Here is a 14,606-nt window from a genome sequence, read left to right as displayed (position 1 = left end):
CTTTTTCACTATCAACATGAAGGACTAAATGTAAGTGATTATTCATGACAGCGTGAGCACAAATATCAATAGCAAACACCTGAGATAATGTAAAAATGCGTTGTTCAATCCAATGACGCCTGTGCGCATAACTGACACCGGTTTCTTTATCAACACCACATAAAAAGGCTTTTCGAACGGTTTGACTGCAAATATGATAATACGGCGTATCAGGTAAACTGATTTGTTGTGAACGAGGCTTAGGCATAATAATCACCACACTTATAAGAGGGTAATTTAAGTGTAGTTTATTATTGAAAATACAAACAAGTTATTATGGGTGGCTTAATTAATGTTTTTTATGAGGAGTACCGATAACACTACTTAAATCACATCTAAAAATAGACTAGTTACCATCATCATGAACGTTTAAGAAACATATTACCCTATCTCCTAAATTTTGCTTCTAAAGGCATAGATTTATTTGGTGTTAGTTACCTGCGGAACTAAAAGATATATTCTGATATCATCAAAAAAACTGTTTTTTGCTTAATGGGTTTAGTCATATAATCATTCATTCCTGATTTAATCGCTTTTTCAGTATCTTGGATACTAGCATGAGCTGACATACCAATAATTACAGTATCATTATCAAACATTCTAATTTGTTCTGTGGCTTGTAGTCCGTCTAACTCAGGCATTTGTATATCCATTAACACTAAAGAATAAGTATTGTTTTTCATTTTTTCTACTGCTTGTAAGCCATTCTCTGCTATATCAATTGAAATACTTAATGGCTCTAGTGTTTTTTTAGCTACAATTTGGTTGATTCTATTGTCTTCAACTAGCAAGATTTTTTTTCCATACAAAGCTGCTTTTAATTTTACTAAATCAAAATCAGCTGATTCTTCTATTTTTTTCTCTAACTTTTCAGTAGAGTATGTCAAAGGTATGGTGAATGTGAATTCAGTGCCTTTATCTCGTTCACTTTTTAGTGTGATTTCCCCCCCCATCATTTCGACTAATTGCTTACTTATCGCTAATCCTAATCCTGTGCCACCAAACTTTCTAGTGATTGAATTATCGGCTTGAGAAAAAGCTATAAATAAGTTTTTTTGTTGTTCTGGCGTTATACCTATTCCTGTATCTTTAACACTTAACTCTATGATAACGTTATTTTCGTTTTGTCTTTTTAGACGAGTGTTAATATCAATACTGCCATGTTCCGTAAATTTTATAGCATTACTAACCAAATTAATGATGATTTGTTCTATTTTTAGTGGATCACCAATTAAGTGGCTAGGAATCGAATCATCTAATAGGAAATTTAATGATATATTTTTTTTATCAATATCCGACTTACAAATTTGTGTTATTTTTTTAAGAATAGCACTAAAGCTAAATGAGATTTTTTCCAACTCAAGTTGCTTGGATCCTATTTTAGAAAAGTCTAATACGTCATTAATTATTTGCAGTAAGTGTTCACCTGAACGTTGTATTTGTTCAAGTGAATCATCTTTTTCAAATAAAACTTTGGTGTTTCTTCCTATTTCAGCAAAACCTAACACTGCATTCATAGGGGTTCTTATTTCATGGCTCATGTTTGATAGAAAAATAGATTTTGCATTATTTGCTGCATTTGCTTTATCAATAGCATCATTTAGCGCATTATTCTGAGACTTTATCTTTGATAGATTCTTTGAAATTTCTTGGCTCATGGTGTTTATCCCTTGAGCTAAAGTACCTAATTCATCCGAACGACAATCTTTAATTAAGTCTTTATAATTACCTAATGCAATGTTATTAACTGATTTGTTCATCACGATAAGTCGTTTAAAAACCAGCTTGTTCAAAAAATAAAGTGTAAGTGCAATAACGCTAAAAAGAAGTAGGGTGCCAACTAAAAAGAGAGGCAGAATAACAATACTTCCTTCCATTGCTTCTTTTGAAAATAAACTCATTGCATACCATTCTATTTCCTCGATATACACAATAGCGGCTATATAATTAACTTCATTAATTCTGATATCAATCGTTTTTACCGAATGACTATTAGTATTATTTTTTAGTTTTATTAAGCTGCTTTTATCTAGATCATCCCCGATGACTTGATGCCATTCTTTGTTGGACAAAAACTTTGAAAGAGAGGGATGATAACGACTGGTATTTTCATTCAAACTAGTACGAAATACACCATGATTATCAATAAGTACATCTAAAATATCTTGGTTAGAGGTACTGAGTAATTGATTAGTAATAGTTGAGACTAATGCGTAGCTTCCAACCGTTCCAATGACTTGATCATTTTCTCTTACTATATAATCAAAAAAAACATAGGTGTTTCCATCAATAGTATTAATATCAGCATCGACATAAAACTCATTATTTTCTTTTAGCTTTTTTGGTAGCCAAGAATTTTCTTCTAATTTCAGCGGAACCGTTTTTATGGTATTGCTCTCTTTATTCCAATCAATACTAGTAAGGGGGGCAATTGAAAGGATAAACCAGCCATAGCAATCTATAACTTGACAGTCTTTTTTAACAGACTGAATCGCTTTTGTTTTAAATTTTTCATTATCGTTATTTTTCATCCAGTCTTGATATGTATTATTGAGCAAGGAACGTTTAACTAGATTTAAGTTTTGTGTAAAATGACTGAGGGCTTTTTCTTTGTTGATAATGGCATGTTGAAGCACCATTTTTTTACCTAAATCTTGTTCAACTCCAGTAATAAAATCTTTTAAAAAATATGAAAAAAACACTAATACAAGAGTAAAAACCAAAATAATTAAAAAGATTATTCTAAGACGAATCGATTTGTTTTTTATGGATTTATTAGTCATCAATTGGGGCGATTTATTAATATTCTTACTGTAGTTATAAACCAAATATCATTATTAAGCAAAGCAAAGTCTATACTGATAAGGCAATACATTATATGTAACCTTATAGCTAACGGCACCTGCTGTTAGCGTTTGATATCGGGTATGTTATCTCCCCACTTAATTTAGGAGATAAACATGAGAATTACGCTTAGCCAAGAACAATGGCAAACCATCATTGACTATTGCCAGTGATCAACTTCGAGCTTTTATGCGTGGTGATCTGCTAATCATTGTAGGCGGACACCTGAAATAATTTATAATTTTTCGCGTCAAAATTAGTAAGAAAAAACAGTCATGAACCTTTTATAGTTTGGATGAAGTAGAATATTACTTTTAAGGTGATTTAGGTGAAATCGTCATATAAATTTAGATTGGTTTGGCGAATATTACTCAGACATCTCAATAAGCTGAACATAAAGAAATTGTAGATTTTATTTTAATAAAAATATTAATTGTAACTATATACGGTATCACTATTTTATCGGCTTACTATTTATCAATACACACTAAAGATATAGTTAATTTATTAGAACACTTGAATTACCATCGGGGGAAAGAGTTTCTTTCAAGGAGTCTCTATAAGTTTTTTCATAAATATCAATATTCATTTGTTGCAATATTAAAGTCAGTTTAGGAACCAATTTGTGATGTTTTTTATGGAGATAATGAAACAACGGTTCACGGCCTAGTGATTCACTGTAATGGCTGGTAGAAAATTTAGAATCGACGCTCTTAAAATAGGCACCTATCGTTAGAGGTAAAAGTAACACGTCAATTCTATTTTTATTTAACATATTAATACCTTCTTTGTGGCCATTAACTTTATAGCAGTCCACTTTCATTGTTGTTGATATTTTTTCCACAAGAATAAGTCCTCGAACACATCCCATCCGATAAAAACCATTTATGTTATTTTTCTTCTCCAATAGCTTTTTATTATAAGTAAACATTCTGATATCAATATGATTAATTGGTACTGGAATTTTTATTAAGTTGCCATATTGATTTTCAATTTTTGAAATTCTTGAGACATCACCATCTATTATGCCATTGTTTGCCAAGACCAAAGATCTAGCAATGGGTACATGTATTACCTTTAATTCAATACCTATTTTTTGATATGCTTTTTGAAGTATTAATTCAGAAAAATTTTGTAATACAGCATCTTCCCCTCGACTCAACGTTATTGATTTTGAAAACGTTGATAGTGAGAAAAACGATAATAATATAACAAAAGCACAAAATTTCATAAAACACCCAACCTTTAGAGCGAAATATAATTATAGCAGATGTAAATTGAGGGAAAAGAAACGTTATTGTTTTGTTCAAATACCCTAGTGGACTTCCTTGACTTTGCTTATAAACACCTCTAGTTGAGGTTACAATGTAACTCATTTGTTTTCTAGCAAGGTTAGGGAAGTTCATAATGTCTGTTTTGATGACACTGTGGGCTAATTATTGAATTGAAATAAACCTAAAAAATGTCGGCTTTCGGCTCATTGTGACTGCTAGGAATAGTGATTATGTTCTCAATTTACGAGCGCTTACTGTCCCAAAGCTGTAGGTATGGTTCTAACACCTTAGGTCTTCAAATCGGCATAAGTGACGGTTAAACAAAAGTCCAAACCAATTTAGTTTTAGCCTAATATTTGTAGGTTCTAATGTCCCCTTGGTGCGCTAAAGCGGAAATTAGCAAGTAGTTATAGCTAACGTCTAGTTCAAGGCTCAAAAAAGACACTCAGCGTTATTAGCAATAATGACTTAATTGAACGATAAGCAATGATTTAATATACTTCATTTCTCAGATTGTGAAATCATTTAACTTTATAAGTGACTATAGGTATGAAGACAATTGGCAAGCTCGCCAAAGAGTTAGATATAAATATTGAGACCATAAGGTTTTATGAAAAAAAAGGACTTATTTCTCAACCTATTAAGCCAGAAAATGGTTATCGTTTATATAGTAGTGCTATTGCAGACAAGCTTAGGTTTATCGCTAAAGCAAAAGCTCTTGGCTTTACATTAAAAGAGATATCCTCACTAATGTCTATGGAAAATAACTGCGCCCAAGTAGAAAGCCTAGGTTTGCAAAAATTGGATATAATTCGAAATAAAATATTTGATTTACAGCGTCTAGAGAGCGTTATTAGTAAAATGACAAATTCATGTAAAACCAATCAAGACCAATATTCTTGCCCTATTATTGACTCATTAAAGTAATTGTTGACTCCGTATCTGTATACGGGGTTTATCGTGATGATAAATTACTTAGGAATGATTCTATATGATAAACAAATTACTCGATAAAGTTGGCTCTGGTGGGGTTTGGATAGCAGCCCTTAGTTGTACTGCCTGTTTTCCTGCATTAGGCTCGTTGGTATCCGTATTTGGTTTGGGATTTCTTTCGTCTTTTGAAGGCGTTGCAGTAAATACTTTACTACCTATTTTCGCTACCCTTGCGTTACTCGTAAATATATATAATTGGTATCGCAATAAAAGCCATTTAAGAGGTGCTTTAAGTATTCTTGGTCCTACAGCTGTTTTACTAACACTATATCCTCTTTGGCAATATGGTTGGAGTACCTATTTATTCTACTTTGGCATAAGTTTAATGGTCGTAATGTCAGTATTAGATATTGTAAAACCTATAAAGGAGATAATATGCAAAGTATAAAATTAAACTCAACAATAACTTGTCCTGAGTGCGGACATAATAAAACAGAAAAAATGCCAACCAATGCCTGTCAGTGGTTCTATGAATGTGAATCATGCAAAGCATTATTAAAGCCCTTAAAAGGTGATTGTTGCGTTTTCTGTTCTTATGGAACTGTTAAATGCCCACCAATTCAAGAAGGACAAGGTTGCTGTAATAGCTAACCGTCTATGTCCGCTGTGGTGGCATTTTTGCCAGTAATGAGAGAATTATTGGTTCGGTCAAATCTATGTGTTTTGAAATACCCATAGTTGACGTAACCATTTGAAGTGGCTTGATTTAAGCTTGGTAATAAACAGTTCATATTGAAACCATAATAATTATATTGGACAAAAATGATAAAATTTAAAAAGTTATTAATTTCTTTACTAGGGTTTAGTTTTTCGATAGCAACTCATGCTAATTCTTTATGTTATAGCTCATGCACCTTTGTTCTAAAAAGTGAACAGTCTGGTGAATACAGCATTATAAATCCCGAAAGGGCTGTTAAGCGAATGACACCTTGGTCAACATTCAAAATTCCACATTCCCTTATAGCTTTAGATACAGGCGTCATTAAAAATACTGAAGTAGAGCTTACTTTTGATATAGCGGATTATCCAATTCAAAAGTGGTGGCCTAAAACTTGGTATGAAGCACCTATTTCTTTAAGGGAGGCTTATAAGTATTCGGCAGTTCCTATCTATCAAGATACAGCAAGTAAAATTAATAAAAAGAGAATGAGTCAATACTTAGCTGATTTTCAATATGGCAATCAAGATATATCATCAGGTATTGATAATTTTTGGTTGAATAAAAGTATAAAAATAAGTGCTAAAGAGCAAGTCGACTTCCTTCAACGCTTATATAATCATAAGTTAGCAGTATCGAAAAGTTCATTGATGCAGTTGAAAGACATCATGTTAGCTGAAACTACCGAAGATTATAAACTATATGCCAAAACGGGAGCTGGTGGAGTCGCTAAAGATAAGGCCCTAGGCTGGTATGTAGGGTTTATTGAAACCAAGAAAGAAACTTATTATTTTGCTTTAAATATTGATGGTAAGTCTTTCAAAGAGGTCATCAACACTAGGATTGATGCTGCAAAAGAGCAACTATCGTTAGCGGGAATAATATAACTTAATAATAAATAGCCACTTCAGAATAAAATGCCCTATTGGTACTGAGCTAGTATTCGTTTTATGATGAATGTCGGCAATGGCCAAGCAGACCTTTGGCTATGATAAATTAAACAAAAATTAAGACCGCTTTGTAGCTTCCTGACATAATCGATTAGAACAACCCTTCTTAATAGGAAACACCAACCTAAAGTAGAACATACTTAAGGTCTTTATAGTCTCTGATAACTGTTGATGGGTTTAATAGATGTGTAGATTTACGGTTAAGAGGTGTAAAAAAGTCAATTAAAGTCTAATTACATTGTTATATAACAGGACGATTATTTACAATTTATTTTGTTACATTAATTGCTACAATCTATCGATAAATTCGCAATATGTAATTTTTTGAATCAGCGAGTATATATGAGCTTGCAACACCTTCATGTGTACCGAGGCGTTACTTCTTGGGTCGCACGGAATCATCATGTAATTTATCCCCTAAAGACCTTATATCATCAGACTCACTTAGTTTAGGATCTGTCCGTAGTAAATTGGTCACTTGTTGAAGGGAATTTCTTTAGATACCATCTACAAATCAATAAGAGATAGTTATTTAGATTAGCCGTAACAATTTGTTTATTAAAGCAAAAACGGGATTACATCGCTGTAATCCCGTTCTTTAATTTGGTGCTCGCTACTGGACTCGAACCAGTGACACCTTGCATGTCATGCAAGTACTCTAACCAACTGAGCTAAGCGAGCAATTGTTAGTTGCTTTAACCAACGGGCGTCATATTATCGATATGAAATGTTAGTTGCAAGTAGTTTTATGTATTTCAATTTAAATAATTAACTGTTTGCTTATTAATGCGCCATTTCGACTCTTTTTTGAATGATACTGAGTCGCCAAGCTAATAATACGGCTGCAGTTGTTAAGCCAAAAATTATACCTATCCAAAAACCATAAGGACCAATCGGGTCAATTATCCAGTTGGTTAACCCTAAAATTAGCCCTAAACTTAAGCCAATGACCCAATATGAAAAGAAAGTAATGTATAAAATAGACTGCGTATCTTTATAGCCTCGCAATGCTCCCGCAGAAATAACTTGTATTGCATCGGAAAACTGAAATAAAGAAGCTAAAAACATTAAGCTAGCGGCTAACTCAATCACTTTTCTATCTAGCGTATATATTTCTGCGATGGGGTAGCGTAAAGCAATCGTTAATAGTGCAGTACCAACTGCAATAACAAGTGACAATATCAGTGAATAATTGCATATTTCTTTCGCGTTAGCTAAATCATTATTACCAACGGCATAACCCACTTGTATAGTCACGGCCATAGCTAAACTTAATGGCACCATAAATACTAAGCCTGAAAAGTTAATGGCTATTTGATGGCTTGCAACAACCTCTGCGCCAAAGGGCACCAGAATAATTGCGACTACGGCAAATAAACTCACCTCAAACAGTAATGACATTGCAATAGGAAAACCGATCGTCAGTATTTCTTTTATTTCTAGCCAATTTGGCCAGTAAAAACGTTCAAATAATGAGGCATGTTTTAATTTTTTTGATACGTAACAATAAATGAACATCGAGACAAACATAACCCAATAAACGATAGCTGTGGCGATACCACAACCGGCACCACCTAATGCAGGCATGCCAAACTCACCGTAGATAAAAATATAATTAGCCGGAATATTAATTAACAAACCTATGATACTGATGATCATTGTTGGTTTGGTATGCGACAAACCTTCAGAGTAGTTTCTTAAGACAAGATATAAACAAAAACCCGGACCACCCCAAACGATATAGCCTAAGTAGTCAAAAAGTAATTGTTTTAAATGACTTTCTAGTGGGATTTGTTCAATGACTAAGGGGGTGATCGCATAATATAAAACGATCAACAACAGACCTAAGGTTAATGCTATCCATGCGGTTTGATAGGTCGCTTTGGCAACGTAATGGAATTTTTTTGCTCCAGCAAGTTGCGATACTATGGCAGCAAGTGCCATGACTAAACCATATATAGTTAGTATTAAGGGTAACCAAACACTGCTAGCAACCGCTACTGCAGCCATGTCGGTTGCACTCACTCGACCAGCCATCACCGTGTCTGCAAATCCCATTAGGGTTTGCACAAGTTGAGCGATCAAAATAGGATAAGCCAATTTCATTAGGCTTTTGGTGTTTTTTCTAAAGTCAGTAATATTCATTAGGGAAGAGTGCTTATAAAACCATCATTTTAAGAAGAAAAATGATCAAGATGAGAATGATATAGGTTTAAAGCAGTTGTGCAATGTTTCTCTAGTGAATTTAGCCTTTATAAAAAACAATGGTGAAGCGAAAACAAGAGTAATAATTACTAAAAAACTTGTTCGTCATCACTGTCTATCGCTAATTGAATTTTTTGGCGGTATTCATCAATATGCATATTTAAGTGAATATCTCGACAACAAGAAGGGCACTCTTCGTAATAATCTTGATCACCAGCCGATGTATCTAAAGCTAAATGTAAGTGATGACCACAATGAGGGCAGCTAATACGTTTGTCTTTTATCGCTTGTAAGCTTGATTCCTGGGACATTTTGCCTCCTAGATTCTTTTGGTTACTGATGATTAAGTATGTTCATATTTGTAAAAATCGCTAACAAAATCAAAAATAAAGTTGTCTAAATTATTTAACTTACTGTGTGCAATCAATTTTATTTTAACATTAATGTAATGATAAAATTCGAGATAACAAAGCTCTCGATTGATCAATATAGATACCACCAAATAGATTTGCATGATTTAGGATATGATAAAAATTATAAATGAGCTTTCGTTGCTCATAGCCTTTTTCAAGGGGGAAAATATCTTGGTAACCCTGATAAAAATCATAAGGTAGTTGGCCAAAGAGTTCGGTCATCGCAATATCGACTTCTCGGTCACCATAATAGCAAGCAGGATCATAAATGACTGACAAAGAGTCTGTGAAGCCTAAGTTACCCATCCATAAGTCACCATGAACTAGGCAAGGTTTAACATCGTGATGATTTAATGCGTCGTGACAAATATCAGTAATATGGTCAATGTTACCCAGTGTTATTGATTTTTCGCTCAGTAATTGTAATTGCCAAGCAACTCGTTGTTCTGCGAAGAATTTTTTCCAATTACTACGCCAGTTGTTCGGCTGTAAAGTGTCGCCAATATAATTGTCGTGTTGCCAACCAAATTGTCCATGTGACGAACCTTTATGCATCAAGGCGAGTTGTGCACCTAAATTATACCAATGTTTTTCGGTAGCGTGTGAAAATGGAATGTAATCAAGCACAATAAAGCTTTTATCAAGGGTGCTTCCTAATGCTATAACTTCGGGGCAAGTGATTTGTTTAAGAGAACGTATTTGATTTAGGGCGTAAGCTTCTGATTCAAAATGGTTGAAGTGATTTTTATCTTTAATTTTAATAAAGTAATGATGTTGCTTATTGCTTAGTTGGTAAGCTAAATTGCTTTCACTTGTTGAAATAAGGCGCTTTTTTTCAATAGTGAATTGCTCACCGGTTTCAGTTTTGATTGCTTGCTCAATAGATTGCCACATAATGCACCAATTATTCATTGACCCTGTTGGTGTGAGTATAGTTAATAATTGAGCAATGTGTTTATTTTGCTGAGCTGATTTTAATTTTCAATAATTAAGTGAGCTATTTTATTGGGTACACCATCCCATTCTTGTGCATCGGCAGGTGCGGGTTTTACTTCGGTTATTCTCGGCCATACTTTAGCTAACTCAGCATTGAGTTCGATAAATTCTTTTTGATCTTCAGGAACGTCATCTTCTTGATATATAGCGCCTGCAGGGCATTCAACCGGACATAAGTCACAATCAATACAGTCTTCAGGACTGATGACTAAAAAATTAGGACCTTCATAAAATGCATCCACTGGGCATACTGCTACACAGTCGGTGTATTTACATTTTATACAATTGTCGGTAACTACAAATGCCATAACGTACTCTTTTGATGAGATGAAATATTTTCGAGCTGATCATACCTAGCTTAGCAATAATTTCAATTGTTGATTTAACTGAGAGGTATGTTCAGGTAAAATGCCGAAAAATTCCCTTTTCTCTTTTTGGAACCGCTCACTATGTTGCGTTTAACAAATATCCAACTGCCGCTTGATCATGAAGAAGCTGATATAAAACTGGCTATTCTAGATACATTATCAATTTCTGAAGATCAGCTAATTGATTTTACGGTTCATAAGCGCGGATATGACGCACGTAAAAAAGCAAAAATAGTGTTGATTTATACGCTTGATGTAGACACTCGCCTTAATGAAGAATTACTTGAAAAATTTGCTAAAGACAGCCAAGTAAAAGTAAGCCCTGACATGAGCTACAATTTTGTTGCCCAAGCGCCAGAAGTCTTATCACAACGACCTGTTGTTATTGGCTTTGGTCCATGTGGCTTATTTATCGGATTAGTACTTGCTCAAATGGGATTTAAGCCGATTATTTTAGAGCGCGGTAAAGAAGTACGTCAACGCACCAAAGATACCTTTGGCTTTTGGCGCAAAAAAATACTCAATACTGAATCTAATGTACAATTTGGTGAGGGTGGTGCAGGTACTTTCTCTGATGGTAAACTCTATAGCCAAGTTAAAGACAAGAAACATTATAGCCGTAAAGTGCTGCATGAATTTGTTGATGCAGGCGCGCCTGAAGAAATTTTATTTGTGAGTAAACCGCATATTGGTACCTTTAAGCTCGTTACTATGATTGAGCAAATGCGCGCTAAGATTATTGCGCTTGGTGGTGAAATTCGTTTTGAACAACGCGTTGACGAATTTCATTTTGATGAAGAGCAAGGTGCTGATGGACACAAACGTATTAATGGCTTAACACTGGCCAGTGGCGAACGTATTGATACCAATTATGTTGCCTTAGCCGTAGGTCATAGCGCACGTGATACCTTTGAGATGCTTGTTAAAAATAAAGTCTCGGTAAAAGCTAAACCTTTTTCAGTTGGCTTTCGCATAGAACATGAGCAATCAGTTATTGATGATGCTCGTTTTGGTGACAATGCCGGTAATGAAATATTAGGCGCTGCAGATTATAAATTAGTACACCATTGTAATAATGGTCGAAGTGTTTACAGCTTCTGTATGTGTCCTGGCGGAACTGTAGTTGCAGCGGCATCAGAAGAAGGGCGCTTAGTCACTAATGGTATGAGCCAATACTCGCGTCATGAGCGTAATGCGAATAGCGCAATTGTTGTTGGTATTGAGCCTAGCGACTTTGCTAATAAAGATGATCCTTCAGACGTATTATCGGGTATTGAATTTCAACGCCGTTTAGAAGAAACAGCCTTTAAACTCGGTGGAGAAAATTATGATGCGCCAGTGCAGTTAGTCGGTGACTTTCTTGCTGGACGTAAAAGCGGTGAGCATGGCGAAGTTAGCCCTTCATACAAGCCCGGCGTTAAATATTGCGACTTAAGTGAAACCTTACCTGATTACGCTATTGCCGCTATTCGTGAAGCATTACCTGCCTTTGAACGTAAGATAAAAGGTTTTTCAATGAATGATGCGACATTAACGGCTGTTGAGACAAGAACATCATCAACCATTCAAATTACCCGTGACAGAGAGTCACTGCAAAGCATTAATGTCGAAGGTCTTTATCCGGCTGGTGAAGGTGCTGGTTATGCCGGTGGTATATTATCTGCGGGTATTGATGGTATTAAAGTCGCAGAAGCGATGGCGCTGGCAATGATGGCAAAAAGATAAGTCTGTCTTTATATTGCAAATAAAGGGGAATTCCCCTATATTTGCGACCTCAAATATTTCCCAAAAGAAATAGTTTATATTATTAAAAATATATTCAAGCGTCACTTTGTGTGTGACGCCACTGAAATAAAGGAAAATTAATGCCTGTTATCACTCTCCCTGACGGTTCAAAACGTTCATTCGACAATGCAGTATCGGTAATGGATGTTGCCTTAGACATAGGACCTGGTCTTGCTAAAGCAACCATCGCGGGTCGTATCGACGGAAATCTTGTTGATGCTTGTGAATTAATTACCCAAGATGCTTCTTTACAACTTATCACTAATAAAGATAACGAAGCTCTTGAGATTATTCGTCATTCTTGTGCGCATTTACTAGGGCATGCTATTAAGCAGTTATACCCAAATGTTAAAATGGCGATTGGACCAACGATTGATAACGGCTTTTATTATGATATTGACCTTGAAGAGTCAATTACTGAAGACGATTTAGTCAAACTTGAAAAACGTATGACTGAACTAGCACGCACCGGTTATGAAGTTGTTAAGAAAACAGGTTCATGGCAAGACGCTTACGATGCGTTTACTGAGCGTGGTGAGACCTACAAATTACAAATTCTTGATGAAAACATCGAGAAAACTGATACGCCTGCTTTATATCATCACCAAGAATACATTGATATGTGTCGTGGTCCTCATGTACCTAGTATGCGTCATTGTCATCATTTTAAATTGATGAAAGTTGCTGGTGCTTATTGGCGTGGTAATTCTGACAACAAAATGTTGCAACGTATTTACGGCACAGCATGGGCTGATAAAAAGCAACTTAAAGCGTATATCGTTCGTTTAGCAGAAGCTGAAAAGCGCGATCACCGTAAAATTGGTAAAACATTAGATTTATTTCATTGGCAAGAAGAAGCACCAGGCATGGTGTTTTGGCATAACGATGGTTGGACAATTTACACTGAGTTAGAGAAATTTATTCGTGAAAAATTACACGAATATGATTATGACGAAGTTAAAGCGCCGATGATGATGGACAGAAGCCTTTGGGAAAAATCAGGTCACTGGGAAAAATATGCCGACGGTATGTTCACCACTGAGTCTGAAAAGCGTGAATACGCGATAAAACCAATGAACTGTCCAGGTCATGTACAGATATTTAACCAAGGTTTAAAATCGTACCGCGATTTACCTTTACGTATTGCTGAGTTTGGTTGTTGTCATCGTAACGAGCCATCAGGTTCATTACATGGCTTAATGCGCGTTCGTGGCTTTACTCAAGATGATGCTCATATTTTCTGTATGGAATCACAAGTACAAGCCGAAGTAAAAAAATGTATCGAGATGGTATACGATGTCTATGGTTCATTTGGTTTTGAAGATGTTGTTGTTAAATTATCAACGCGTCCTGAAAATCGCATTGGTAGTGATGAAATTTGGGACAAAGCTGAAGCGGGTCTTGCACAAGCATTAACCGACAGCGACATCAAATTTGAATATTTACCAGGCGAAGGAGCATTTTATGGTCCTAAGATTGAATTTACCTTAATGGATTGTTTAGGTCGTGCTTGGCAATGTGGTACAGTGCAGCTCGATTTTGCTTTACCAGAGCGTTTAGGCGCAACTTATGTTGGTGAAGACAACGAAAGATACATCCCAGTGATGATTCATCGTGCTATTTTAGGTTCACTTGAGCGTTTTATTGGAATTTTGATTGAAGAGTTTACCGGGAAGTTTCCGACCTGGTTATCTCCAATTCATGCAACTGTGATGAATATTACCGACAAACAGGGTCAATATTGTGAAAAAGTTGTTAAAAAACTAAAAGAAAGTGGATTTAGAGTAAAACTAGACTTGAGAAATGAGAAGATAGGCTTTAAAATCCGCGAGCACACTTTGAAGCGTGTTCCATATTTGTTAGTTGTTGGTGACAAAGAAATGGAAGCAGGCGAAATCGCTATTCGAACGCGAAGTGGTGAAGATTTAGGCAAAATGTCTGTTGATGACTTTATTTCTAAACTAAGTGAAGAAGTTAACTCTCGCAGTTAGCGTTGAAATTACTTATAATAACGTTTATAACATACATCAAAATATTTTATTAATCTGAGTAGTTGTTAAGTTAAAAATAACACCAGCTAC

At 35.2% G+C, this 14,606-nt stretch carries 12 protein-coding genes, 1 tRNA gene and 1 pseudogene; 6 read left to right on the top strand and 8 right to left on the bottom strand.

What is annotated here, in order from left to right:
* The 3 genes and pseudogenes from H4J62_RS12610 to H4J62_RS12600 form a co-directional block, all read right to left on the bottom strand.
* Positions 1-247, bottom strand: a pseudogene (locus H4J62_RS12610) (transposase); the annotation flags it as partial.
* A gap of 238 nt (positions 248-485) precedes the next feature.
* A complete protein-coding gene (locus H4J62_RS12605; RefSeq protein ID WP_182218004.1) occupies positions 486-2,822 on the bottom strand; it encodes an ATP-binding protein in 2,337 nt (778 codons plus the stop codon).
* Positions 2,823-3,382: 560 nt separating this feature from the next.
* Positions 3,383-4,114 (bottom strand): hypothetical protein, encoded by a 732-nt coding sequence (locus H4J62_RS12600; RefSeq protein WP_182218006.1) that lies wholly within the window; start codon positions 4,112-4,114, stop codon positions 3,383-3,385.
* Between the two features lie 592 nt (positions 4,115-4,706).
* On the opposite strand from H4J62_RS12600, the gene H4J62_RS12595 reads away from it, so the two are divergent.
* The 4 genes from H4J62_RS12595 (at position 4,707) to H4J62_RS12580 (ending at position 6,695) form a co-directional block, all read left to right on the top strand.
* The gene (locus H4J62_RS12595; RefSeq protein WP_182218027.1) at positions 4,707-5,084 is read left to right on the top strand and encodes a MerR family transcriptional regulator; all 378 of its coding nucleotides are present in this window, start codon (positions 4,707-4,709) and stop codon (positions 5,082-5,084) included.
* A gap of 64 nt (positions 5,085-5,148) precedes the next feature.
* Positions 5,149-5,538, top strand: a complete 390-nt coding sequence (merC, locus tag H4J62_RS12590) for an organomercurial transporter MerC (protein ID WP_182218008.1) — start codon at positions 5,149-5,151, stop codon at positions 5,536-5,538.
* Positions 5,526-5,741 (top strand): GDCCVxC domain-containing (seleno)protein, encoded by a 216-nt coding sequence (locus H4J62_RS12585; protein WP_182218009.1) that lies wholly within the window; start codon positions 5,526-5,528, stop codon positions 5,739-5,741. Before merC ends, H4J62_RS12585 begins: the two co-directional genes overlap by 13 nt.
* A 171-nt stretch (positions 5,742-5,912) precedes the next feature.
* Entirely contained in the window at positions 5,913-6,695 is a 783-nt protein-coding gene (locus H4J62_RS12580; RefSeq protein WP_182218011.1) for a class D beta-lactamase, read from the top strand.
* A gap of 667 nt (positions 6,696-7,362) precedes the next feature.
* Here the strand turns inward: H4J62_RS12580 and H4J62_RS12575 are convergent.
* The 5 genes from H4J62_RS12575 to fdxA all read right to left on the bottom strand — a co-directional run bounded on the left by H4J62_RS12575 (position 7,363) and on the right by fdxA (position 10,680).
* Positions 7,363-7,439 (bottom strand) — tRNA-Val (locus H4J62_RS12575).
* Positions 7,440-7,541: 102 nt separating this feature from the next.
* Positions 7,542-8,903: an MATE family efflux transporter gene (locus tag H4J62_RS12570; RefSeq protein WP_070373752.1), complete on the bottom strand. Its 1,362-nt coding sequence runs from the start codon at positions 8,901-8,903 to the stop codon at positions 7,542-7,544.
* Positions 8,904-9,052: 149 nt separating this feature from the next.
* A complete protein-coding gene (locus tag H4J62_RS12565) occupies positions 9,053-9,274 on the bottom strand; it encodes a CPXCG motif-containing cysteine-rich protein (RefSeq protein WP_070373751.1) in 222 nt (73 codons plus the stop codon).
* A 129-nt stretch (positions 9,275-9,403) separates the two neighbouring features.
* Entirely contained in the window at positions 9,404-10,288 is an 885-nt protein-coding gene (locus tag H4J62_RS12560; protein WP_259364622.1) for a fructosamine kinase family protein, read from the bottom strand.
* Between the two features lie 62 nt (positions 10,289-10,350).
* The gene (gene fdxA, locus H4J62_RS12555; protein WP_182218013.1) at positions 10,351-10,680 is read right to left on the bottom strand and encodes a ferredoxin FdxA; all 330 of its coding nucleotides are present in this window, start codon (positions 10,678-10,680) and stop codon (positions 10,351-10,353) included.
* A 141-nt stretch (positions 10,681-10,821) separates the two neighbouring features.
* Here fdxA and H4J62_RS12550 point away from each other — a divergent pair, with 141 nt between their 5' ends.
* Positions 10,822-12,465, top strand: coding sequence for an NAD(P)/FAD-dependent oxidoreductase (locus H4J62_RS12550; RefSeq protein WP_182218015.1), 1,644 nt, complete (start codon positions 10,822-10,824; stop codon positions 12,463-12,465).
* Between the two features lie 140 nt (positions 12,466-12,605).
* The gene (gene thrS / locus H4J62_RS12545; protein WP_070373747.1) at positions 12,606-14,516 is read left to right on the top strand and encodes a threonine--tRNA ligase; all 1,911 of its coding nucleotides are present in this window, start codon (positions 12,606-12,608) and stop codon (positions 14,514-14,516) included.
* The last annotated feature ends 90 nt before the right edge of the window (positions 14,517-14,606 follow it).

It is taken from the genome of Colwellia sp. BRX8-5 (assembly GCF_014077325.1).
GTDB lineage: Bacteria > Pseudomonadota > Gammaproteobacteria > Enterobacterales > Alteromonadaceae > Colwellia_A.
This window is presented reverse-complemented; position numbering and strand designations above follow the sequence as displayed.

Coding starts and splice junctions, on each gene's coding strand:
- fdxA (WP_182218013.1), bottom strand. CDS start 10,680: ATGGCATTTGTAGTTACCGACAATTGTATAAAATGTAAATACACCGAC.
- H4J62_RS12565 (WP_070373751.1), bottom strand. CDS start 9,274: ATGTCCCAGGAATCAAGCTTACAAGCGATAAAAGACAAACGTATTAGC.
- H4J62_RS12595 (WP_182218027.1), top strand. CDS start 4,707: ATGAAGACAATTGGCAAGCTCGCCAAAGAGTTAGATATAAATATTGAG.
- H4J62_RS12550 (WP_182218015.1), top strand. CDS start 10,822: ATGTTGCGTTTAACAAATATCCAACTGCCGCTTGATCATGAAGAAGCT.
- H4J62_RS12585 (WP_182218009.1), top strand. CDS start 5,526: ATGCAAAGTATAAAATTAAACTCAACAATAACTTGTCCTGAGTGCGGA.
- merC (WP_182218008.1), top strand. CDS start 5,149: ATGATAAACAAATTACTCGATAAAGTTGGCTCTGGTGGGGTTTGGATA.
- H4J62_RS12580 (WP_182218011.1), top strand. CDS start 5,913: ATGATAAAATTTAAAAAGTTATTAATTTCTTTACTAGGGTTTAGTTTT.
- thrS (WP_070373747.1), top strand. CDS start 12,606: ATGCCTGTTATCACTCTCCCTGACGGTTCAAAACGTTCATTCGACAAT.
- H4J62_RS12605 (WP_182218004.1), bottom strand. CDS start 2,822: ATGACTAATAAATCCATAAAAAACAAATCGATTCGTCTTAGAATAATC.
- H4J62_RS12600 (WP_182218006.1), bottom strand. CDS start 4,114: ATGAAATTTTGTGCTTTTGTTATATTATTATCGTTTTTCTCACTATCA.
- H4J62_RS12560 (WP_259364622.1), bottom strand. CDS start 10,288: ATGAATAATTGGTGCATTATGTGGCAATCTATTGAGCAAGCAATCAAA.
- H4J62_RS12570 (WP_070373752.1), bottom strand. CDS start 8,903: ATGAATATTACTGACTTTAGAAAAAACACCAAAAGCCTAATGAAATTG.